Origin of the sequence: Cryobacterium sp. TMT2-42-4, assembly GCF_004402645.1 — a bacterium.
Classification (GTDB): domain Bacteria; phylum Actinomycetota; class Actinomycetes; order Actinomycetales; family Microbacteriaceae; genus Cryobacterium; species Cryobacterium sandaracinum.
The window spans coordinates 1-22,633 of the sequence record NZ_SOFT01000020.1; the positions used below are offsets into that span (position 1 = coordinate 1).

20 protein-coding genes, 1 tRNA gene and 3 pseudogenes are annotated in these 22,633 nt (G+C 65.8%); 13 read left to right on the forward strand and 11 right to left on the reverse strand.

What is annotated here, in order from left to right; all coding sequences use genetic code 11:
- Positions 1-364: 364 nt before the first annotated feature.
- Genes E3O18_RS06265 through dnaK form a run of 5 tightly spaced genes read right to left on the reverse strand, consistent with a single transcriptional unit; the run spans position 365 to position 5,452 of the window.
- Positions 365-1,501 carry a methyltransferase gene (locus tag E3O18_RS06265; protein WP_134417735.1) on the reverse strand — a complete coding sequence of 379 codons (1,137 nt, stop codon included), beginning with the start codon at positions 1,499-1,501 and terminating at the stop codon, positions 365-367.
- A 25-nt stretch (positions 1,502-1,526) separates the two neighbouring features.
- Complete coding sequence (locus E3O18_RS06270) at positions 1,527-1,961, reverse strand: MerR family transcriptional regulator (protein WP_104099724.1); 435 nt, start codon at positions 1,959-1,961, stop codon at positions 1,527-1,529.
- A gap of 2 nt (positions 1,962-1,963) precedes the next feature.
- Entirely contained in the window at positions 1,964-2,971 is a 1,008-nt protein-coding gene (locus E3O18_RS06275; RefSeq protein ID WP_104099725.1) for a DnaJ C-terminal domain-containing protein, read from the reverse strand.
- On the reverse strand, positions 2,964-3,584 hold the full coding sequence (locus tag E3O18_RS06280) for a nucleotide exchange factor GrpE (RefSeq protein WP_134397164.1): 621 nt from the start codon (positions 3,582-3,584) through the stop codon (positions 2,964-2,966). Before E3O18_RS06280 ends, E3O18_RS06275 begins: the two co-directional genes overlap by 8 nt.
- Positions 3,584-5,452 (reverse strand): molecular chaperone DnaK, encoded by a 1,869-nt coding sequence (gene dnaK / locus E3O18_RS06285; RefSeq protein WP_134395201.1) that lies wholly within the window; start codon positions 5,450-5,452, stop codon positions 3,584-3,586. Before dnaK ends, E3O18_RS06280 begins: the two co-directional genes overlap by 1 nt.
- 187 nt (positions 5,453-5,639) lie before the next feature.
- On the opposite strand from dnaK, the gene E3O18_RS06290 reads away from it, so the two are divergent.
- A complete protein-coding gene (locus E3O18_RS06290; protein ID WP_134395202.1) occupies positions 5,640-6,968 on the forward strand; it encodes an MFS transporter in 1,329 nt (442 codons plus the stop codon).
- On the opposite strand, the gene E3O18_RS06295 is transcribed toward E3O18_RS06290, so the two are convergent.
- Positions 6,965-7,486, reverse strand: a complete 522-nt coding sequence (locus E3O18_RS06295; RefSeq protein ID WP_134395203.1) for a hypothetical protein — start codon at positions 7,484-7,486, stop codon at positions 6,965-6,967. The two genes, E3O18_RS06290 and E3O18_RS06295, sit on opposite strands and share 4 nt — an antisense overlap.
- Before the next feature lie 43 nt (positions 7,487-7,529).
- Complete coding sequence (dcd, locus tag E3O18_RS06300) at positions 7,530-8,141, reverse strand: dCTP deaminase (RefSeq protein ID WP_134395204.1); 612 nt, start codon at positions 8,139-8,141, stop codon at positions 7,530-7,532.
- 72 nt (positions 8,142-8,213) lie between these two features.
- Here dcd and E3O18_RS06305 point away from each other — a divergent pair.
- Positions 8,214-8,284, forward strand: a tRNA-Gly gene (locus E3O18_RS06305).
- Positions 8,285-8,889: 605 nt separating this feature from the next.
- Here E3O18_RS06305 and E3O18_RS16760 read toward each other — a convergent pair.
- Positions 8,890-9,261 (reverse strand): transposase, encoded by a 372-nt coding sequence (locus E3O18_RS16760; RefSeq protein ID WP_277870886.1) that lies wholly within the window; start codon positions 9,259-9,261, stop codon positions 8,890-8,892.
- A 72-nt stretch (positions 9,262-9,333) separates the two neighbouring features.
- Positions 9,334-9,903 (reverse strand): hypothetical protein, encoded by a 570-nt coding sequence (locus E3O18_RS06315; RefSeq protein WP_134417736.1) that lies wholly within the window; start codon positions 9,901-9,903, stop codon positions 9,334-9,336.
- Between the two features lie 229 nt (positions 9,904-10,132).
- On the opposite strand from E3O18_RS06315, the gene E3O18_RS06320 reads away from it, so the two are divergent.
- The 3 genes and pseudogenes from E3O18_RS06320 to E3O18_RS16845 form a co-directional block, all read left to right on the forward strand.
- Positions 10,133-11,557, forward strand: coding sequence for an alpha-amylase family protein (locus tag E3O18_RS06320; protein WP_241978128.1), 1,425 nt, complete (start codon positions 10,133-10,135; stop codon positions 11,555-11,557).
- Between the two features lie 1,219 nt (positions 11,558-12,776).
- Positions 12,777-13,541, forward strand: coding sequence for a hypothetical protein (locus E3O18_RS06325; protein ID WP_134395206.1), 765 nt, complete (start codon positions 12,777-12,779; stop codon positions 13,539-13,541).
- Between the two features lie 329 nt (positions 13,542-13,870).
- Positions 13,871-14,146: pseudogene (locus E3O18_RS16845) on the forward strand (FtsX-like permease family protein); the annotation flags it as partial.
- 20 nt (positions 14,147-14,166) lie between these two features.
- On the opposite strand, the gene E3O18_RS06335 reads toward E3O18_RS16845, so the two are convergent.
- Positions 14,167-15,057: a LysR substrate-binding domain-containing protein gene (locus E3O18_RS06335; RefSeq protein ID WP_241976575.1), complete on the reverse strand. Its 891-nt coding sequence runs from the start codon at positions 15,055-15,057 to the stop codon at positions 14,167-14,169.
- 117 nt (positions 15,058-15,174) lie between these two features.
- Between E3O18_RS06335 and alsS the strand changes: the two genes are divergently transcribed.
- From alsS to E3O18_RS06350, 3 genes are all read left to right on the forward strand, one after another.
- Positions 15,175-16,917, forward strand: coding sequence for an acetolactate synthase AlsS (alsS, locus tag E3O18_RS06340; RefSeq protein WP_134395207.1), 1,743 nt, complete (start codon positions 15,175-15,177; stop codon positions 16,915-16,917).
- Entirely contained in the window at positions 16,914-17,645 is a 732-nt protein-coding gene (gene budA, locus E3O18_RS06345) for an acetolactate decarboxylase (RefSeq protein ID WP_134395208.1), read from the forward strand. Before alsS ends, budA begins: the two co-directional genes overlap by 4 nt.
- Before the next feature lie 433 nt (positions 17,646-18,078).
- Entirely contained in the window at positions 18,079-18,204 is a 126-nt protein-coding gene (locus tag E3O18_RS06350) for a PhnA domain-containing protein (RefSeq protein ID WP_134395209.1), read from the forward strand.
- 8 nt (positions 18,205-18,212) lie between these two features.
- Here E3O18_RS06350 and E3O18_RS06355 read toward each other — a convergent pair whose 3' ends face one another.
- Positions 18,213-18,761, reverse strand: coding sequence for a hypothetical protein (locus tag E3O18_RS06355; RefSeq protein ID WP_134395210.1), 549 nt, complete (start codon positions 18,759-18,761; stop codon positions 18,213-18,215).
- Between the two features lie 46 nt (positions 18,762-18,807).
- On the opposite strand from E3O18_RS06355, the pseudogene acsA reads away from it, so the two are divergent.
- From acsA to E3O18_RS06380, 5 genes and pseudogenes are all read left to right on the forward strand, one after another.
- Positions 18,808-20,612: pseudogene (gene acsA / locus E3O18_RS06360) on the forward strand (acetate--CoA ligase).
- Positions 20,609-21,355: pseudogene (locus tag E3O18_RS06365) on the forward strand (thiamine pyrophosphate-dependent enzyme); the annotation flags it as partial. The pseudogenes acsA and E3O18_RS06365, both read left to right, overlap by 4 nt.
- A 96-nt stretch (positions 21,356-21,451) precedes the next feature.
- Positions 21,452-21,964, forward strand: coding sequence for a 2-oxo acid dehydrogenase subunit E2 (locus E3O18_RS06370; RefSeq protein ID WP_241976576.1), 513 nt, complete (start codon positions 21,452-21,454; stop codon positions 21,962-21,964).
- Complete coding sequence (locus tag E3O18_RS06375) at positions 21,961-22,212, forward strand: acyl carrier protein (RefSeq protein WP_134395211.1); 252 nt, start codon at positions 21,961-21,963, stop codon at positions 22,210-22,212. Before E3O18_RS06370 ends, E3O18_RS06375 begins: the two co-directional genes overlap by 4 nt.
- A 78-nt stretch (positions 22,213-22,290) precedes the next feature.
- Positions 22,291-22,633, forward strand: a 343-nt coding sequence (locus tag E3O18_RS06380) for a sigma-70 factor domain-containing protein (protein WP_277870887.1), incomplete at its 3' end; no start/stop codon positions are given.

The following is a 22,633-nucleotide window of genomic DNA, read 5'->3' on the forward strand; positions in this document are numbered from 1 at the left end:
CTTCGAGGCAACTTGTATAACTTAGCTGCCCGGCCACACCCTGTCAAATCACGGAAAGCAGCCGATTCCGAGTGCGCCAAAGCGACTCGAACAACCACCCACCAGACCAGACACGCAGCCGGAGAGAACTATTATCTTGGTTTCTGCTCGAACGCCCCCTTGCGAAAGGGTATCCGAGAAAAAACTAAACCTTCGTCCCACTTGAGGCCGGGAAACTCTGCGGCTTTCCGAACCTGTGGGGTGACTAGAGAGACATTACGGTGAATTCTGGGGGTGCGCAACTCCCTCCCGCATCCCGGGCGTGTCGGCTTCGACGCCCTGGCGCAAGCCCCCAAGTGCGGGCCTCACGGCGGTCCGGCGCGTCTCAGCGTCCGGTCGAGACCGTGACGGTGAATTTGGCGTTCCGGCCGACCTGGTGTGTCGGCCCGACCAGTCGCGTCAACGCGGGACGATAACCGAGGTAGGTGTTCCACACGCTCCACAGCTCACCACCGGGCTGCAACACTCGTCCGGCATCCTCGAACAGTTTCAGGGCTATGCCGGCATGGACCGACGAGCCGATATGAAAGGGCGGGTTCAGCACAATCAGTTCGGCCGAGGCATCCGGTTGGCTCTGGAGCGCGTCATCCCGCACGACCGTGACCCGGTCGGCGAGCGCATTGGCCACCATGGTGGCCCGCGCGGAGGCGACGGCCGCGGCCGACTGGTCGGTGGCGATCACCCGTAGGGCGGGACGGCGTCGGGCGAGGGTGGCGGCCAGCACCCCGGTGCCGCAGCCGAGATCGATGGCGCTCCGGGCATCCGTTTTCATGCGATCGAGGAACTCGAGCAGGTAGCGCGTTCCGATATCGACGGTCGCGCCGGCAAACGCGGCCCCGTGGGCGCAGATCGTGAGTCCAAGGTCGGCGTGCTCCACAGAATTCGGCCAGGTGGACATCGTCGGCTCAGTGGCGGAGGCAATCGGGGCCGCTGCCCTGAGTACCCGCGATTTCTGCCGGGCCGACGAAATCTGCAGCTCGCCGAAATGCCGGCGGAGCACCGCGTTCATGGTCGGCGTCATGTGCTTGATGCGTCCGCCGGCGATCACCACCACATCCGGTGCCGCGAAACGACGGATGGCGTCGGCGAACTCATCGAGCGCCGCCAGACTGCGCGGCAGCTGGATCAGTACCACCCGCGCGTCCGCCAGCAGTTCTTCGCCCAGGATGAGGGAGTGGTAGGAATCCGCGAGTCCGGCGTCGGCCGCATTCAGGGCGAGTGCCAACTCCCCGGAGAGGACATCCTGGTGCACCCGGATTCCCCGAGCCCCGGCCAGTGCGGCCGCGCCCAGGGTGAGGGCGCCATAGCGGTCCTCGATCACCACGACCTCACCGGATCCTGCCTCGGCCAGCACGCCGGCCGCCTCGTCGAGGATCAGCCGGTCGCTCGCATCCACGGCGAAGAGATTGTCCGCTTCCACGTCGGGGAAACGCCTCAGGCGGTCAAAGGAAAAATCGGGCATTGCCTCAGGCTAACCCGCAGTGCGGCTACTTCTCGTCGCCGATCGGGCGGGATCCCAGGGGGCGCCAGATCACGATCTGGTTGGACCGGCGCGTGCGCGTACCGGCCCGCATCGAGATGACCTCGCCGGCCGAGCCGGCCGCGAAGACGCGGCGGCCCGGACGGTTGAGCAGTTCATCGGCCAGCGCAGACTCCAATTCGCGCAGCCGCGATTCGAGCGTGCGCACGTGGTCCTCGAGGTCAATGATGCGACGGATGCCTTCCAGGCTCACACCCTCGGCACCAAGCTCCGCGATCTCGCGGAGCTTGGCCACATCCCGCATCGAGTACCGGCGAGACCGACCGGGGGTGCGGTCGGGACTCACCAGTCCCAGGCGATCATATTGGCGCAGCGTTTGCGGGTGCATGCCCGCAAGCTCGGCGGCCATCGAGATCACGAAAACCCGGGTGTTCTCGTCCACCGTCAGTCTCTCGCCTTCGCGAGGAGTTCGTCGCGCGGATTCTCCTTCGGCAGTGCTTCCGCGAAGGCCGCGAGTTTCTCCTCGGCGTCCTTCGACAGATGAGACGGAACGGCAACCTGAACCTCCGCCAGCAGGTCCCCGGTGCCCTTGGGCGTCACGACACCACGCCCCTTGACCCGCAGCACGCGCCCGCTCGGGGTACCCGGGGCGATACGTAGTTTGACCGGCGCTCCGCCCAACGTCGGCACCTCGATAGTGGCGCCGAGCGCGGCCTCGACGAACGTGACCGGCACGGAGACCCGCAGGTTCAGCCCGTCGCGCTCGAAGACCGGGTGCTTGCGCACGTTCACCGTGAGCACGATGTCGCCGGACTCGCCGCCGTCGGGGCTGTGCTGCCCCTGGCCGCGGAGTTTGATCTTCTGCCCGTCGGCCACCCCGGCCGGGATCTTCACCTTGATGGCGCGGCCATCCTGCGTTTGCAGGGTGATCTGGTCACCGTGCGTGGCCGTGATGAAGTCGACCGTGGTCGACGCGATCACGTCGCGGCCGCGAGTCGGCCCGCCGTAACCGCGGAACCCGCCGCTCGAGGTGCCGAAACCGCCACCACCCTGACCGCGGCCGAACATGCCGCCGAGGAGGTCGTCGAAACCGCCCTGCTCATAGGAGTAGCCGGGCTGTTGTTGCCGCGCGCCCCCACCGAACATGCCGCCGAAGACATCGTCGAAGCCTCCGGCCTGCCCGCCGCCGGGGCGCGGGGCGGTGAAGCGGGCTCCACCGCCCATCGCGCGCACGGCATCGTATTCCTTGCGTTGGGCAGGGTCACCGATCACCGAGTGTGCCTCGCTGATCTCCTTGAACGTCGCCTCGGCCGCAGGGTTGCCCGGATTGGAGTCCGGGTGGTACGTGCGGGCGAGCTTGCGATAGGCCTTCTTCAGCTCGGCCGGGGTGACGTCCTTTGACACACCCAGGACCTTGTAGAAGTCCTTATCGAACCAGTCCTGGCTAGCCATCGCTCGGTACCTGCACGACGACCTTGGCCACGCGCAGGAGCGACGAGCCGAGGAAGTAACCGGTCTCGATCACGTCACCAACTGTCTCCGACTCGATGCCCGCGGTGGGCAGCTGGAAGATCGCCTCGTGGATGGTCGGATCGAACGGTTCGCCGACCGTGCCGAAGGACTTCACGCCCAGACGCTCGACGCTCCCCCGGAGTTTTGCGGCGATCGTGCTGAACCCCGAGTCTTCGACCAGGTCGCCGTGCTTCTCAGCGCGGTCGAGATCGTCGAGCACGGGAATCAGGCCCTTGACGACATCCACGGTGACGCGCTCACGCTCGACCTCGCGGTTGGCCTCGGTGCGGCGCCGGTAGTTGGCGTACTCCGCGGTGACCCGCTTGAGGTCGGCGAGGTGCTCGCTCGTGGGCTCGTCGACTTCCCGCGTGGCGGCATCCAGGATGTCTTGGACCGTCAGCTCGTCCTCTTCGATACCCTCGGCGGACGCCTCGTCGATGTCCTCGACACTCACACCTTCGGATTCCGTCTCGGCGTCGGCCCCGGGGGCACCCTCAGCGGATGCCCCCTCGTCGAACGGCTCGTCGCCAGGACGCTTGTTGTCGTCTGCCATTACTTCTTGGCCTCGTCTTCGTCGTCGACGACCTCGGCGTCAACCACGTCTTCGTCAGAGCCGGCCGCGTCGGCGGTCGGCTCGGAGTCGCTCGGGGCACCGGCCGCGGCATCCGCCTGGCTGGTCTTGTAGATGGCCTCGCCGAGCTTGCCCTGGCTCTCGTTGAGCTTGTCGAAGGCCGTCTTCACGGCCGCATCGTCGTCGCCGACGAGAGCGGCCTTGAGTGCGTCGACGTCGGCCTGAACCTCGGACTTCACGTCCTCGGGCAGCTTCTCGTCGTTCTCCTTGATCAGCTTCTCGATCGAGTACGCGAGCTGCTCCGCCGTGTTGCGGGTCTCGGCTGCCTCGCGACGGCGCTTGTCCTCGGCGGCGTGCTCTTCGCCCTCGCGCACCATGCGCTCGATGTCTTCCTTAGCGAGCGAGGATCCGCCCGTGATGGTCATCGACTGCTCCTTGCCGGTGCCCTTGTCCTTGGCGGACACGTGCACGATGCCGTTGGCGTCGAGATCGAAGGTGACCTCAACCTGCGGGATGCCGCGCGGGGCCGGCGCGATACCGGTCAGCTCGAACGTGCCGAGGTTCTTGTTGTCGCGGGTGAACTCGCGCTCGCCTTGGAAGACCTGGATCGCGACGGACGGCTGGTTATCGTCGGCCGTGGTGAAGGTCTCGCTGCGCTTGGTCGGGATGGCCGTGTTGCGCTCGATCAGGCGCGTCATGATGCCGCCCTTGGTCTCGATGCCGAGGCTCAGCGGGGTGACGTCGATGAGCAGAACATCTTTGCGCTCACCCTTCAGCACACCGGCCTGCAGTGCGGCGCCAACGGCGACGACCTCGTCCGGATTGACGCCCTTGTTCGGGTCCTTGCCACCGGTCTCGGCCTTGACGAGCTCGTACACGGCGGGCATGCGGGTGGAGCCACCGACGAGAACAACGTGGGCGATATCTTCCACCTTGACCCCGGCTTCACGGATGACGTCCTGGAACGGCTTCTTCGTGCGGTCGAGCAGGTCTTCGGTCATCTTCTCGAACTGGGCGCGGGTGAGCGTCTCGTCGAGGTTGGCCGGGCCATTCTCGGTCAGGGAGAGGTACGGCAGCTGGATGCTCGTCGACATGCTGCTCGAGAGTTCCTTCTTGGCCTGCTCGGCGGCTTCCTTGAGGCGCTGCTTGGCGATCTTGTCCTTGGAGACGTCGACGCCGGTGGTTTCCTTGAACTTCTTGATCAGGTGATCGACGATGCGCTGGTCCCAGTCGTCGCCGCCGAGGCGGTTGTCACCGGCAGTCGACCGCACCTGAATGGTGGAGAAGTCGTCGTCCTTGCCTACCTCGAGGAGGGAGACGTCGAAGGTTCCGCCGCCGAGGTCGAAGACCAGGATGAGCTCGTCTTCCTTGCCACGGTCGAGGCCGTAGGCAAGTGCGGCGGCGGTCGGCTCGTTGATGATACGCAGCACGTTGAGTCCGGAGATCTCTCCGGCCTCCTTGGTCGCCTGGCGCTCGGCGTCGTTGAAATACGCGGGAACCGTGATGACGGCATCCGTCACCTTGTCGCCCAGGTACGCCTCGGCATCGCGCTTGAGCTTCGCCAGGATGCGGGCCGAAACTTCCTGCGGAGTGAACTTCTTGTCGTCGATGGCGACATTCCAGTCGGTGCCCATGTGGCGCTTGACCGACGCGATGGTGCGGTCGACGTTGGTGACGGCCTGGCGCTTGGCGGTCTCGCCGACCAGCACCTCGCCGTCTTTGGTGAAGGCGACGACGGACGGTGTGGTCCGGAAGCCTTCGGCGTTTGCGATGACGGTGGGTTCTCCACCTTCGAGGACGGCCACCACAGAGTTGGTGGTTCCGAGGTCGATGCCTACTGCACGGGCCATGTGTGCGTTCTCCTTTAAAGTATGTTCTCAGCTCGATTTCACAGAGTTGAGTGGTGCTGGCTCAAGTGTGCCAGTGTCGCAAATCGAAAGTCAAGCCACGCACCTGAGAGTTGAGCGTGAACGACTCAACTTTCAGATTTCGTGCAATCGATGGTCTCCGGCCACCCACATCCACTAGCCTCAGCGCATGACCGGGATCGCGGAGCAGGGCAGCACGGATGCCCGGGAGCTGCCTGACAAAACGAGCAGACGCCGAGTAGTGGCCTGGAGCTTCTGGGACTGGGGCTCTGCCGCGTTCAATGCGGTGGTCACCACCTTCGTATTCACCGTCTACATCACGGGCAGCTCGTTCGGCGACAAAGACGTCATTTCCGCCCAGCTCGGCTGGGCCCTCGCCATCGCCGGCCTGCTGGTAGCCGTGCTGGCCCCGATCACCGGACAGCGCTCGGACACCTCCGGGCGGCGCAAGCTGTGGCTCGGCGTCAACACGTTCATCGTGGTGGGCCTCACCGCGGCGATGTTCTTCGTGGAGGCGTCACCGAACTTCCTGCTGCTCGGCCTCGTTCTGGTGGCCGCCGGCAACGTCTTCTTCGAGTTCGCCAGCGTCAACTACAACGCCATGCTGTCCCAGGTCTCGACCGCGCGCACGATCGGCAGGGTCAGCGGTTTCGGTTGGGGCATGGGCTACATCGGCGGCATCGTGCTGCTGCTCATCGTGTACTTCGGTTTCATCAGCCCCGACGTGGGTCTGTTCGGGGTAACCAGCGAGTACGGCCTTTCGGTGCGGGTCACGATGCTCATCGCGGCCGCCTGGTTCGGCCTGTTCGCCCTGCCGGTGCTGTTCTCGGTTCCCGAATACCGTTTTTCCGCCGCGGTGCGCCGGCCCCGGGTGAGCTTCCTCCGTTCCTACGTCGTGCTCGGGCAGGACATCGTTCGGCTCTGGAAGACCAGCCGCCAGACGGTGTACTTCCTGATCGCGAGCGCGATCTTCCGCGACGGCCTGGCCGGGGTTTTCACCTTCGGCGGGGTGCTCGCGGCATCCGTCTTCGGATTCTCACCCGGCGAGGTGATCATCTTCGCTATCGCCGCCAATGTCGTGGCGGGCGTGGCCACCGTCATCGCCGGCGCGCTTGACGACCGGGTCGGCGCAAAGCCGATCATCGTGACCGCCCTGATCGGCCTGATCGTGTTCGGCAGCATCGTGTTCCTGCTGCACGACGGCGGTCAGATCGTGTTCTGGACCGCCGGCCTCGCCCTGACGCTCTTCGTCGGGCCGGCCCAGTCGGCCAGCCGCACCTTTCTGGCACGCCTGATACCGGCCGGTCGGGAGGGCGAGGTCTTCGGGCTCTACGCCACGACGGGCCGCGCGGTGAGCTTTCTGGCGCCGACCATGTTCGCCCTGATGGTGACGATCTTCGGCGAAACCTATTGGGGCATCCTCGGACTCATGCTGGTTTTGCTCGTGGGGCTGCTTCTCCTGCTGCCGGTGAAGGCCCGCCAGAACCAGATCGGCTAACGGATGCGGGTGGCCTCGTTGTGCTCGACCAGCACCCAGGTGGAACCCTCGTCGTTGGAGACCCAGCCCTCCCAGGCGTAGGCGTCAGGTGTGATCGAGACGAAGTTCCAGCGGATCGGGCGGCCGTCGGTGCCCGTGCCGTCCTGGCGCAGGCCGTTGCGGTGGGGGGTCGCCACGAGGTGACAGTACTCGCCGGATGCCGGGGCGAAATAGCTGACCCGCCACACGCCGGCGTAGGAATCATAGACTCGGACGGCCGTGGCGACGGTCGCGAAGCCGGTCGGGTGCGAGTCGCTCACGACGATCTCGACGTCTTGCACCGCACGCCCGTCGAGCACGAAGTCGACGATCCAGGTGAATTCGCGCCCGGTCCATTCGCCGGTCGTCTCGTCGAGGCGGGACCCGGTGGCGGCCCAGGCGCCGACCAGCTGGCCGAAGCGGCGCATCCGCCCCGGGTAGTCGGGTGTCGGTCCCGGCGCGACGAGCGCCTCGGCAAAGCTGGGCACGGATGTGGTCATGGGCCGATTTTACCGGGCGCGTGTTGCATGCGGGTGAACCGGGCTACTCGACTACGGTGGTCGATCCCGTCGAGGCCTCCCGCACATCCGTGCAGTGGAAGTTTTGGAACGACCGCGACGCGGTCGGCCCGCGCTGACCCTGGTAGCGGGAGCTGTATGCGCTTGAGCCGTAGGGACGTTCGGCGGGCGAACTCAGCCGAAAGAAGCAGAGCTGACCGATCTTCATGCCGGGCCACAGCTTGATCGGCAGTGTGGCGACGTTGCTCAACTCGAGCGTCACGTGGCCGGTGAAACCGGGATCGATGAAGCCGGCGGTCGAGTGGGTGAGCAGGCCGAGCCGGCCGAGCGAGCTCTTGCCCTCCAGCCGCGCGGCGACGTCGTCGGGCAGGCTGACCTTCTCGTACGTGGACCCGAGCACGAACTCACCGGGGTGCAGGATGAACGGTTCGCCCGCCGCGGTCTCGATCAACCGGGTCAGATCGGGCTGGTCTTCGGCCGGATCGATGTAGGGGTACTTGTGGTTGTCGAAGAGGCGGAAGAATCCGTCGAGTCGCACGTCGATGCTCGACGGCTGGATCATGTCGGCCTGGTACGGCTCCAGACGGATTCGTTCCGCGTTGACTTCAGCCTTGATATCGCGATCCGAGAGCAGCACGGGTCCAGCCTAACGGCGCGGACTTGATATGCTGGCACGGTTCCGGTGCGGGCTTGCCTGCGCGACGGACGTGCGGATGTAGTTCAATGGTAGAACTTCAGCTTCCCAAGCTGATAGCGCGGGTTCGATTCCCGTCATCCGCTCACTTGTCAGCTTTCCCGGTGTGAGTTCTCAAATAAAGCCGGATTTGTCTCACTGAAGTTTGGACTGAGCTTCGGGAACATCGTTCCACTTCGCCAGCGATCTCGAAGGGGCTGGCGTTCGCCTGCGTGTTCGGGCCCGATCGGACACCTGAGCGAATCTCGGACAGGCCATCGACACGGTCGACTGCTGTCCACTCGGCCGTGATGGGCGATTGCTGAATATTTGAAACCTTGACCACCCCTTCGTTCACTTGCGCGCCGGGGATCGTTCGTGCCGCAGCGCCAGCAGTCGTGAGGCATCGGTCATTGATGACTCCTCCAAGGCGCATTGCGAAAACTGGCCATCTACTGCACCTGACATGCATGAGATAGCTGACAAAAAGAAGGCAGCAGCGACTAGGAGCGTGTGTCAGTAACGCCTATTCGCAGTTGATGCGACGAGATTCGGGCCAATTTGGCCGCAGCGGGCGGGGCGTTGCTGTGGCGGTCGTCGTGGACTTTGGGGTCTGTGTTGTTCTCGTGCCGACTGAAAATAGGGTCAGTGCCGCGTTGGCGGCAGTAGGTCGAGGCCGCTGGCGCCCGGCAGGGCGGTTCTGCCCTGGTCCTTAGGTTGCCGGGCGGGCTGTCAGTGCGGCTTGCGTGGCGAGGAGAGCCTTGGTGTGCACGGTGTGCAGCTTCATCAGGTTGTGGCAGGCAGCGATCAGGTCCCATTCGTGGGCTGCTTGCTCCAACCCACGTAGCAGAACGAATTTTCCTTGTCGGGTGTGGATCTGACCGAATACGGGCAACGCGATTGCCTTCCGCCGCGCATAGGCCGCGCGGCCCTTCTTGGGTGTTTCAGAAACCCAGGAATGGTATTCATGAAATCCAGGTGGACAGGCCGGTTGAGCAGAAATGCTTAGCCGGCCTTCTTCATTTAAGGTCTCGCGCGGTCCTGATTTGGCCTTTTGGCGCGGAATCGGCCCCTCAAACGCCAATCAGCCTGCGTGTGGGCAGGCTGAAGCGTTCCGAGTGCGGGGGTTTCGAGCGGAATGTGGGGACGGCGACCGCTACTGCGGCGGCGCCAGCGCCGGGAGAGCAATGTGCCTGGTTAATGGTGTTCCTGCGGCTTCCGTGCGCCTGCGTTCTCGGCAGAGGTTCTCCCCGGAGTCCCGTTCGGCAGTCTTGACGAAGTAGTCGAATATCTTCCGGAGGTTCGATGAGACCGCGGCGAGGGTGGCAGCGAGGTAGTTGAAAGCGAACCCGCGGCCGGAGCGTTTGCTCACGTTGGCGAGGTCTTCGAAGTTCTTCGACTTCAGTGTTTTGGTCGCGGACTCGACGAGGCTGCGCATGCCGAAGTACTTCCGGTGTTCAGGAGACTTGAACGCGAATTTCTGCAGGTGCTTCAGCGGCAATCGCGGGTCCTGATTCCTCGCGGCGGGTGCTCCAGCATCCTCGGGAATGGTGATGCTCGCTGGGGTCTGGCGTTTAACTCGCTTCCCGTTAGCGCGGTCAATGGCCATGTAGGTGCCGGGTGTGGGATAGATGAAGCGCTGGAATCCGTCCTTGTCTGGTCGGCCTTTCGGCTTCATCGCCTCGGGACTCTGCTTTCGGGCGACTTCCGACGAGAGTGAGAGCACCCCTCGCCGGCGTTCCGGAAGGATTCCACCAGCCCTCGGGCGATTGTTAAGGGGCTGGCGCACAATTCCTCGGCATGCGCTTGCAATACTGCAAACGCTTGCAGTAGCGTGACCCGAGGGTTCAGTACCTCGTTTGCCGAGTTCCGCTTCCGCGGCTCGCTCGCAATCGCCCGTTCCCAATGGAGTGCGTCGGCGTGGTCCGCTGGCGCGCGCGACAAGGAGTTTCATCGTGCGCAGATCAACCCGTCCGTTGTTTGCAGCGGTGGCCGGCCTGGCCCTCGTCCTGACCCTGAGCCTCGATGTAGGAGTGACAACGCCCCGGGCGGATGCGAGTCCGCCGGGTGCCAAGGACGTCACGGCGACGCTCTTCGAGTGGTCCTTCGCATCGGTCGCCCGGGCCTGCACGGATACCCTCGGTCCCAAGGGGTATGGATTCGTTGAGGTCTCGCCCGCCCAGGAGCACATCCAGGGCTCGCAGTGGTGGACCTCCTACCAGCCGGTCAGCTACAAGATCGCCGGGCGACTCGGCAACGAGGCCGCCTTTTCGAGCATGGTCAGCACCTGCCACACCGCCGGTGTCAAGGTCGTGGCCGACGCGGTGATCAACCATATGAGTGCGGGTTCCGGCACGGGCACGGGGGGCACCGTCTACAGCAAGTACGACTACCCGGGCTACTACCAGAACCAGGACTTCCACTCCTGCCGGACCCCGATCACCAACTACAGCGACCGCTCCAACGTACAGAACTGCGAGCTCGTCGGCCTCGCCGATCTCGACACGGCGAGCACCTACGTGCAGTCCACCATCGCGGCGTACCTCAACCACCTCAGCGCCCTCGGCGTCGACGGTTTCCGGATCGACGGCGCCAAGCACATGGCCGCGGCCGACCTCTCCGCCATCAAGGCAAAGCTGACCAACCCGAGCGTCTACTGGGCGCAGGAGGTCATCGCCGGTGGGAACGAGGCGGTCCAGCCGGGCGAATACACCTCGACCGGCGATGTCGACGAATTCCGTGGGGCCTTCGACCTCAAACGCATGTTCACCAGCGACAAGATCGCCTACCTGAACACATGGGGCGAGTCCTGGGGCTACCTCGCGAGCAACAAGGCGCGGGTCTTCGTGGACAACTGGGACACCGAGCGCAACGGCTCGACCCTCAGCTACAAGGACGGCAGCACTTACACGCTCGCGAACATCTTCATGCTCGCCTGGCCCTACGGCTCGCCGAACGTGTACTCGGGCTATGAATTCAGCAACACGGATGCCGGCCCGCCGAATGGCGGCACGGTCAACGCCTGCTACAGCGACGGCTGGAAGTGCCAGCACGCCTGGCGGCAGATCGCAAACATGGTCGCCTTCCGCAATACCGTGACGGGCACCGCGGTGACGAACTGGTGGTCTAACGGCAACAACGCGATCGCCTTCGGTCGGGGGAGTGGGGGCTTCGTCGTGATCAACCACGAGGGTGGCGCGATCAGGCAGACGTTCAAGACCTCCCTGCCCGCAGGAAGCTACTGCGACGTCCAGCACGGCGACCCCGGCGCGGGCGGCTCCTGCTCGGGCCCAAGCTACTTCGTCGCCGCTGACGGAACCTTCACCGCTACCGTGGGCGCCGGCGACTCGATCGCTCTGCACGCCGGAGCCCGAACGTAAGTGCACAGCCATCGCCGTAGCTAGGGCTTCCGCGGCCTCGATAACTGGCCAACACCGACGTGCATTCCGTCTCCACGTGGCGATCGCGATGTGCGTTGAGGGTCGCCCCGACCAGTTCGTCGCGGCCGTACGCGCCAAACACGCGAAAGCCGTGGTTCCAGAGGTCTCGAGTGGCATCGGCATCCAACAGCTCGTGCGGGGTGGCTGGCGTGAATGGGTAGTCGGCGTTGTTGTATTTTCCAGCTCATACAGATCGGCCGCGGAGGTCACAGTCAATTCGGAAACGCTCAGTCCGGCAGCCTGAACTCGCGAGAGCGCCTGGCGGAAGTTCGACAGATTTGGCGGATCCGCCAGTTCAAGCCGGGCACTCCAAGATCGGCCGACGACAGTGAACCCTCGTGCCTCCAAGCCCTCTCGCTGTGGATCAACGTCTCGCAACACCAACGATCACCGCAACGACGAGTGCCGAAGGTGCCACGTGGAAGGAAGGCGTCGTGGTGAACAATGAGCGCGCTGAGAACGTCCGCTACACCGTGCTGAACGCGGACCCGGCTGGCCAGCCGTAACCCGGACGTTGAGCGACGCAGATCACGTACGTGTTGCGCGAACAGGGGTTGGCCCCACCCATGCGTCGCACGAGGAGGTAAGTGCGATCATCATGCACTCATACGGGATTGCGACTGCTTTACAGTTCCCAACCGGCATCACCATGTTCACGTTCAGCACGCCCTCGCCTCCGCTTGATCGTATCCGTGGGTGTCTCCAGCCCAGCCCGCTTCACCGCCCCAATACAGGGCGCTCAAGCCCGGTCGCGGCTGTCAGGTGCCTCTCACTGGCAGATCTGAGTATCGGGCTCTGATTTGTCCCTGCACGGGAACGGTGCGGTCAGGACCTCGCTACGGTCGCGTGATCGCAGCAAACGAGGCGGATCGGCTTGTCAGAGTGGCCACCGTACTTTCCTGCTACTGCGCACGTCACACCCAAAGTAGAGGAACCCCGATGCCCAATTCCGACCATGACGCTCAGTTCGTCGGAGAACTCCTCATCCGCAGGAATCCGGAATGCAATGAGAGAATGAGGGGCAATCATCGTATTCGACTCCAGTCTTCCCCTGGTGCGAAGTCGATTTGAAAGTTTAAGAGTGAAAGGGAACTGACACCCGGCCCTGTGATGCGACTCTGTGACGCCCACGTCGGCGGGCTCCGGTATCGTCGAGACCATGACCGACCCGACACTGCGTATGCCGAACACCGTGCTGCGGGTGGTGCTCGACCTCGGCGTGCTGCCCCTGGACATCCCCCCGCTGCCCCCCCGTTTCCGGCACCCGGAATTCGACGCGGACTGGGACGACGAGGAGCAGGTCGCCGGCATCTTCCTCGGCTTCGACGACGGAGAGTTCCACCTGGACATCCTGGAAGAAGGAGTCGAGTACCACTTCCACAACGCGGACGGAACTTCGAGCGATGACAGTCCATGGCCGGCCGCCGACACTCAGGCCCTCGTCGACTGGGCGACCGGCTTCGTGCTGCACGTCGCCCCGCGCCTCCCGGATCTGCTGGAAGACGCGGACGAGGCCGCCGAATGGCACCATGTCGGGCTGCCGGTGTACTCCCGCGATTACGGGCCGGTCCCGCTCGAAATCATCGACGTGGAGTTGGAGGGCGAGCAACTGATGCTCCCCTGGCTCGGGTCCGGCTACATCGCCGACGATCACCTCGACGGATCTGACCACCCGATCGCGCTCCTCTGGAATCCGGAGCACGAAGATCCGGATATCCCGATCGCACGGGTGTGGCTGAACCCGAAGACCGGGGAACCGAAAGCCCGCGCCGAAGCAGGCGTGGACTGGTCGGCCGTGGGGCTCACCAAAGCGGAAGTCCTGTCATGGGCGGAGAGCCTGTACCTGAACAATCACGTGATCGGTGACCCAGCCCAGATGATCATGCGAGCCGCACTGGAACGTATGGCGGGGCTCGACCGCTAACAGAGTGAGTCCCAACCCAGTGGTTTGCATGGCTCCCGGTAGCTCCGATCCGGCAGCCCGCGCGGACTGTGTTCCTCAGCGGCGGAACGCCGGGTTCCACGGGTTTCCGGGCCGTCTCGGCCGAAAACTCCGTCGAATTCGGCCTGACCGGCCCGGATGAACTGCAGATCCGGATCGCTTTCGGCGCCGGCAAAGTGGTCGCGAAGCAGGCTCCGATCGCCCTGGACCCCAACGCTCCGGAAAACTTCGAGGTACAGGCCCCGTCGGCTATATCCGCACTGCGCGAGAACGTGCAGGCCGACGTGAACGTCATCTTTCTGATCCTCGGCGTGCTCGCCCTCGTCGCGGGTGGACTGGGGATCGCGAACGTCACCCTGCTGTCGGTGATGGAAAGGGTGGGCGAGATCGGGCTGCGCCTGGCCCTGGGCGCCACCAAGCGCAACATCTCGAGCCAGTTCATGGTCGAATCCGTGGTCATCGGCCTACTCGGCGGCCTGATCGGAGCCGCACTCGGGGTTTTCGCGGTGGTGATCGTGTCGGCCATTCAGCAGTGGGCGCCGGTCGTCGACCCCGGGCTCGCAGCCGGGTCGGCGCTGCTCGGGGCCGTCGTCGGCCTTGCCTCGCATCAGCCGCGCGCCTCGTCGCTGGCGAGCGCGAGCTCCACGAACGCGCGCACGGCGGCCGACGCCCGCCGCTTGCGCGAGGCCGCCAGGTACACCGTGAAATCGGGCAGATTCGCCACGGGAAGCCGGTGCACGTCGAGCGCGTCGTGGGCAGTGAATTCGGGCAACAGGGCCACTCCGAGGCCGTTGGTCACGTATTCGGCGGCCGTTCCGATATCGGAGACCTCGATCATCACCCGCCGCTCGAGGCCGGCAGCGGTGAAGGCATCGTCCACGATCTGACGGCTGGCGTAGCCGGGCGGAAGATCGATGAACTCCTCCGGCACGAGGTCACCCAGGCCCACGGCCGACGCGGAGGCGAGCCGGTGGCCTTTCGGCACCACCAGCACCATCGGCGACGAAGCGATCGGCACGGCCAAGAGCGCCGTCGGCGCCGTGCCGCTGAGGGCGAGGAAGGCCAGGTCGAGTTCGCCCGAGACGAGCTCGTCGACCAGCCCGGCCGACCCCCGCCGGGCCGCGCGCAGCCGCACGCCGACGCCCGGATGGCCGGCGCGGAAGAGACCGAGCAGCCGAGGCACATTGACGAGCGTGACCGAGGTCATCAGCCCGATCACGATGGACCCGGTGATGGCGCGGGTGGTCTCCTGGGCGGCATCGCGCACCTCGTTCACGGCGTCGAGAGCGTCGCGCACCTTCGGAAGCAGCAGTTCGCCAGTCGTAGTGAGCCTGATCTGGCGGCGGCTGCGATCGAACAGTTCGACGCCCAATTCACTTTCGAGCGAACGAATGCCGGCCGAGACGGCTGACTGGGCGATGGTGAGCCGGTCCCCGGCGCGCGTGAAGCTCAACTCACCGGCGACGGCGCTGAAGAATTCGAGCTGTCTCAATTCCATGGTCCAAGCATCTCATTTTCAGATCGTTTGCATCGCTACTCGGCGTTGCTTCTTATTGAACGAGCAGCCACGATGGAGGGGAGGCCGATTCAGAACGGCGATCCGGGAGGCATCACTATGACCACTACTTCATCGCTCCAGAGCGACGACGACTCAACCGAGACCACGCTCGTGCGCTCTGACGCCGGCACCCCCGCTCCGTCCACCCGCTCCGCCGAACGCGTGGTGGAATGCCTGAAGGCCTACGGCGTGCAGTGGGTCTTCGGCGTTCCCGGCGCCAAGATCGACCCAGTCTACGACGCTCTCATCGACGACGGACCCGAGGTGATCGTGGTGCGTCACGAGCAGAATGCGGCCTTCATGGCCGCCGCCGTCGGGCGTTTGAGCGGCCAGCCGGGCGTCGTCCTGGTGACGAGCGGACCGGGCACCTCCAACCTCGCGACGGGCCTACTGACGGCGACGACCGAAGGCGACCCGGTGGTCGCCCTCTGCGGCGCGGTTCCGCGCGCCGACCGGTTGAAGCGTACCCACCAGACAATGGATGCCGTGGGCATGCTGTCCGCCGTGACCAAGTCCGCCGGCGAGGTGAGTGTCGCAGACAACGTGCCGGAAGCAATCGCGAACGCGTTCCGCGAGGCAACCCAGGAGCCCAAGGGCGCCGCCGCGGTTGTTCTCCCCTACGACGTGCTCACGGACTCGACGACCGTGTCGATGACGCAGCCGCACTGGGTGCCGCAGCTGGGCGCCGCACCCTCCAAGAGCGTGCAGCGCGCTGCCGCCCTGCTGAAGGATGCGCAGTTCCCGGTCATCCTCGCCGGCGCGCGGTCCGGTTCGGACCAGGCCGTCGCGGCGCTGCACCGTCTGCTGGGCGTCGCCGGACTTCCCGTCGTCGAGACGTTCCAGGCCGCGGGAGTCATCTCGCACGAACTCGAAGAGCACTACCTCGGACGCGTGGGCCTGTTCCGCAACCAGCCCGGGGACATCCTTCTGCACAAGGCCGACGTGATCCTGACCGTCGGCTACGACTTCGTCGAGTACGAACCGTCGAAGTGGAACAAAGACCACCTGCGCGTGATCATCCACCTCGACGAACTCGCCGCCGACCTCGACGACTATTACCGGCCCACCGTCGAACTGCGCGGCGACGTCGCCGAGACCCTCGACGCCCTCGCTCGCCAGATCAACGGGCTGTCGATGCCGGTCGCCGCCGCGGCCGAGGTCGCCGAGCAGCGCGCCTGCCTCGCGCACGCCGACCAGCCCACCGGTCGCCGGGACGAGTCCGAGGGCGTGCACCCGGCCGACCTCACACTGATGATGCGCGAACTGCTGCCGGATGACACGACGGTGCTCTGCGACGTGGGCTCCCACTACATCTACATGGCCCGGCACTTCCGCACCTACCACCCGCGCACCCTGTTGTTCTCGAACGGCCAGCAGACCCTGGGCGTGGCCCTGCCCTGGGCGATCGCCGCAACCCTGGTGCGCCCGGGCACACCAGTCGTGTCCGTGTCGGGCGACGGTGGTTTCCTCTACTCCGCCATGGAGCTGGAGACGGCCGTGCGGCTCGGCTCGACGTTCACCCACATCATCTTCAACGACGGCACCTACGACATGGTGGCGTTCCAGCAGATGGGCAAATACGGGCGCACCTCCGGCGTGCAGCTGGGCGATTACGACGCCGTCGCCTATGCCGAATCGTTCGGCGCCCACGGCCACCGGGTGACGCACCTCGACGACTTCGCCGGCATCCTGGCGCAGGCCCTGGCCGAACCCGGACCGAGCATCATCGACGTGCACGTCGACTACCGCAACAATAGAGATGACCTGATGGCCGATCTGGAAAGCGATGTGCTGCAATGAGCAAATTCACTGTCACCCGACACGAAATTTTCCAGACGAGCCTGATGAGCGCGCTACTCGACGGCGTCTACGAAGACGAGATGACCGTGCGCGACCTGCTCGGCCGCGGCAGTTTCGGACTCGGCACGTTCAACGGACTCGACGGTGAAATGCTGATCATCGACGGCATCTGCTATCAGCTGCGGGCCGACGGCGGAGTTTCGAAGGCCGATCTGGGCGCGTACACGCCCTACGCCGTCGTCACGAATTTCGTGCCTCATATCGAGAGCCAATTGCCGAAGAACATCGTGCGCGCGGAGGCGTCGACGTTCATCGACAAGCTGACGGCGTCGCAGAACTACATGTACGCCCTCCGCATCGACGGCGACTTCGAGTGGATCCGGATGCGCACGGTCGTCAAGCAGGAGAAGCCCTATCGCCCCATGGTGGAGGCAACCGACGAGGACGCGATCATTGAGCTTCACGACGTCTCGGGCGTCGTGGCAGGCTTCCGCACCCCGCTCTACGAGCAGGGCATCGGCGTGCCCGGCTGCCACACGCATTTCCTGACCGACGACCGCACGGCCGGGGGCCACGTGCTCGACTTCAAGCTGCGCTCCGGCACCGCTGCCCTGTGCCTCGGCACCGACCTGCGTTTGCAGCTGCCGCTGACGGATGCCTTCAAGAACGCCAACCTGTCCCCCGACGACCTCGAGTGGCAGATCCAGAAGACCGAAATGCACGGGTAGGCGAGCGAGTCCGAATCGATTGGTTGTAGCGCTCAAGAAAGATCACAGCTCACCGCACCGAGTGAATGCTGCTCACCCCAGGCGACTCCCTACCCGGCGTCCAGCCAATTCGACGGAGATTCTGGTGCAAATCGGCTTCTTTTGAGGATTTTCGGGCAATTTGGGCAACACCTCCATCGACTGCGTCCGGGATCCGGGGAGGAGCGCCTGATGGAGGTGCGAAGCGCGCACGCGCTGCCGCTCATCCGGCGCGCTTTGTGGCCAATTCAGGAGATCCGTCCGGCCGGGTCGAACATCCGCCCCGGTTCCGCACTGGTCCGTAGCGGCCGATGGACTTGGCTGACGGATGTCCTGAGTTGGCCCCATGTGTAGGCTCGGCCGGGCCTAACCCACGCATGAGGGCACCGCGACCGCCATCACGGTGGGCACGAAGATGCGGGGTATCCGTCTGCAGGATGGCGTGGGCGACCACGACATCGACTGCACGGTCGACGGAGTCGGCTCAATGCAGCCGAAGTCCAGCGTGGTGAAGAAGGTTCCGCCCCGAACCGCCCGCTGAGGAGACCGTCAGCGGCCGGAATCCAGCCCTGCCCGACGGTTCGACATCAGCGCCGCCAGATCGGTGCTCACCAGAGCCCGCACCCGTTCCGCCCGCCGCTGCGCGTAGTCGGGCTCCCGGCGGTCGACAACCTGTTCGACCAGCCGAGCGGCGAGCGCGGCTCCGATTTCCTCGCTGGCGTCCGTGCGGGCCCGCTCAAGCAGGTCGGCGACCTGCTCGTCGTCGGCGGCCACGGCCCGTAGGGCACCGGCGAGCTTCAGGTGCACCCGCCGTCGCAAGGCCAGTTGGCGCACGTGGAGCCTGTCATCGTCGGTGATCTCGAACGCGCTCCGCTGCCGACCCAGGACTTTCCGCTGCCGCCCGACACGCTCGGCATCTTCCTCGTTCTGCGTCGCCAGCCGGACCAATTCGCAGCGGGCGGCCGCGGGGTAATCGGCGTCGGCAAAGTCGCGGTGCTCGCGCAGCGCCCCCACGATGATGTGGTTCTTCACGGCCATGCGCACCGCGGAGAGCCCGATGAGCACGCCCTCGTCGACAATCCGCTCAAAGGAGGCCATGGCGATACCCTATGCCCCACGCGCCCGCGGGGGTTTCATGGGCTGCATGACGGCAGGAACCGAAGCGTCGACACGCTGGCCCACCATCCCCAAGAATGTTCGCGCCCTCACGGTGCCGCCCAACCTCGTCGACTATGACGAGACCTGCGCCGCCTTCACCTGGGACGAGGCCCGCCACGCTCTTTCGGGGCTGCCCGGCAGTCGGGGACTCAACATCGCCTACGAAGCGGTTGACCGGCATGCCGCCGGTGCCAGGGCCACTCACGAGGCCCTGCGCTTCGTGCGCGGCGACGGCACGACCCACTCCCTGAGCTATGCAGAGCTCGGCGAGCAGACCGGCCGCTTCGCCAGCGTGCTGCGGGGCCTCAGCATCGGGCGGGGCGACCGGGTCTTCTCCCTCCTCGGCCGCGTTCCCGCGCTCTACGTCGCGGCGCTCGGCACGTTCAAGAATGCCAGCGTCTTCTGCCCGCTGTTCTCCGCCTTCGGGCCGGAGCCGGTACGCCAACGGCTCCAGCTGGGCGGCGGCCGGGCGGCGGTCACAACGCGGGCGCTGTACCGCAAGAAGGTGGCGCCGATCCGGGTCCAGCTGCCGGACCTGCGGCACGTGTTGCTGGTCGACGCCGACGGCCATCCGGACCCGGGCACGCTCGATCTGGCGGCCCTGCTGCGGGAGGCCCCGCCCTCCGGCGAGATCGCCGCCACCCAGGGCGAGGATATGGCTCTGCTGCACTTCACGAGCGGCACCACCGGCACCCCGAAGGGTGCCATCCACGTGCACGACGCCGTGACCGCGCACTACGCGACCGGCCGGTTCGCCCTCGATCTGCACCCCGGTGATGTCTACTGGTGCACCGCCGACCCCGGCTGGGTCACGGGCACCTCCTACGGCATCATCGCTCCGCTGGTGCACGGCGTGACCGCCATCGTCGACGAGGAGGAGCTGGACGCGGACCGGTGGTACCGGGTGCTCGCCGAGCAGCGCGTGACCGGCTGGTACACGGCGCCGACCGCCCTGCGAATGCTCATGAAAGCCGGCTCAGACCGGGCCGCCGGCCACGACCTGTCCGCGCTGAGGTTCGTGGCCAGCGTGGGTGAGCCGCTCAACCCGAGGTCGTGGTGTGGGGCCAGGAGGCGTTCGGGCAACCCGTGCACGACAACTGGTGGCAGACCGAGACCGGCGGGATCATGATCGCGAACTACGCGGCCACGCCCATCCGCCCCGGCTCGATGGGGCGGCCTTTACCCGGCGTCGAGGCAGCGCTGGCCGCCCGGGACCAGCAGGGCGCGCCGCTGATGCGTGGCGGCGAGGTCGTGCTGGTGACCGAACCGGATGCCCTGGGCGAGCTGGCACTACGGCCCGGCTGGCCGTCGATGTTCCGCGGGTATCTGGGCGAGGAGGAACGTTACCGGCAAACTTTCGTCGGCGGCTGGTACCTCATTGGCGACCTCGCCCGGCGGGATTTCGACGGGTACTACTGGTTTGTCGGCCGCGGAGACGACGTCATCAAGTCGTCCGGGCACCTGATCGGGCCCTTCGAGGTGGAGAGCTCGCTGATGGAGCACGAGGCGGTGGCGGAGGCCGGCGTGATCGGCATCCCGGATCCGGTTGCGGGCGAGGTGGTCAAGGCCTTCGTCGAACTAAGGACGGGGTGGGAGCCCAGCGAAGCGCTGCGCCTGGACATCATCGGCTTCGCCCGCAAGCGCCTCGGCCCGGCCGTGGCGCCGCAGGAACTGGACTTCACTACCTCACTCCCCAAGACCCGCAGCGGCAAGATTCTGCGCCGGCTACTCAAGGCCCGCGAACTGGGTCTGCCCGAAGGCGACACGTCCACCGTTGAGGTGCCCCGATGAGCGCGGAACGGGCGGTGCGTGCCGAGAGGTTCGCGGGCCGCATCGCAGCGAACCCGGATCACGCCCGCAGCCTGCTGCACCAGATGCTGCGGGTGCGGCGGTTCGAGGAGAAGTACGTCGAGCTGTACAGAGCCGCGAAGATCCGCGGGTTCATGCACGTCTACATCGGCGAGGAGGCGGTGGCGGCCGGCGTTCTGGCGACGCTCGAACCGGAGGACGCCGTCGTAGCGACCTACCGCGAACACGGCCACGCGCTACTGCGCGGGGTCGCCGCCGGCGCAATCCTGGCCGCGATGTACGGATTCGAACAGGGATGCTGCCGGGGCCGCGGCGGGTCCATGCACCTTTTCGATGCGGCCACCCGGTTCTTCGGGGGCAACGCCATCGTCGCCGGCGGTCTTCCTCTCGCCATCGGTCTGGCTCTGGCCGACAAGATGGCGGGCCGCTCCCGCGTCACCGCCTGCTTCTTCGGCGAGGGCGCCGTCGCCGAGGGTGCCTTCCACGAGAACCTCAACCTCGCGGCCCTCTGGCAGCTGCCGGTGCTGTTCTGCTGCGAGAACAACCTCTACGCCATGGGCACAGCGCTCGCGCGTTCGGAATCCCAGACCGACATCGCCCTGAAGGCGGCGGCCTACGAGATCCCCGCCTGGCCCGTGGACGGCATGGACGTGCTCGCCGTCGAGGAAGCCACTCGGCGCGCCGTCGCCGCCGTGAGAGTCGGCGCCGGACCGCACTTCCTCGAAGAAGACCATCCTGCACTACCTGAGCACCACCCTGGATTTGCGGGCGGCACTGGCCTGGATGGAGCAGTACAACTCCGCCCGATCGCCGAGTGGCTCGTGCCAGCCGCCCTGCTCCTGAAGGCCTCCGCGCCGGCCGCCAGGGACGTCCCCGAGGTCAACGGCTTCTTCACCGAGGGTTCCTTCCAACCGAGCGCCGCAGTGCACCTGGGCGTAGCCGTGGCACTGCGCCGGGGCGGCCTGGTTGCCCCCGCGCTGCACGACGCGGACGCCCTGCCGCTGGAGGTGCTGATGAAACAGCTGCGGGACCTGGTAAGCCGGGCGCGCGGCGGCCGGCTGCAGCGCGCGGAGATGGCCGATCCGACCCTGACCGTCACCAATCTCGGTGAACTCGGCGTCGAGAGCTTCTTCGGCGTGATCTACCCGCCACAGGTCGCCCTGGTGGGATTCGGCCGGGTGCGGGAGGAGCCGTGGACCCGGAACGGCCTGCTCGGCGTGCGCCCCGCCATCACGGCCACCCTGTCCGCCGACCACCGCGTCAGCGACGGACTGCGCGGCGGGCGATTCCTCGCCCGGATCGACGAACTGATGCAGAACCTGGAGGAGCTATGACCGAACAGACCGAACAGGAGGCCCGAACGGCCGTGTATGCGGCCATCCGCCAGGTTGCGCCGGATGTCGACACCGACGATCTCGACGAGAGCGCGCGATTGCGCCAAGATCTGGAACTCGACTCGCTGGACTTCCTGCGGCTGATCGAGACGATCCACGAGGCGACAGGCGTGGACATCCCCGAGCGCGACTACGCGGTTGTCACAACGGTGCGCGGCCTGATCACCTATGTCGCCCTGCACGGTTGATTCAGTTCTCGAGCATTATTCGGTTTCTTCGCGGCCGAGTCAAGGCCCTCGACGCGGTCCCTCCCAGGATATGTACTAATGTTCCAGCCCGAACTGGAGGAACCCATGACCATTACCGCACATGCATCATCCGTTGCCACCTATAACCGTGCAGCGACGGACGCGTTCGGCGACTACCTGAGAAAGATCGGCAGCGTTTCGCTCCTCACCGCCGAGGACGAGGTCGACCTGGCCAGACGCATCGAAGTCGGCCTGTTCGCCGAGCAACGCAGCGAGCAGGGCGAGGTTGAACCCTCCTTGGCCCGCGAGCTGGCCTGGCTTGCCCATGATGGCCGCCGCGCGAAGAACCGCTTCATCGAATCGAATCTGCGCCTGGTGGTCAGCATCGCCAAGCACTACTCCGGACGCGGAATGCCCATCA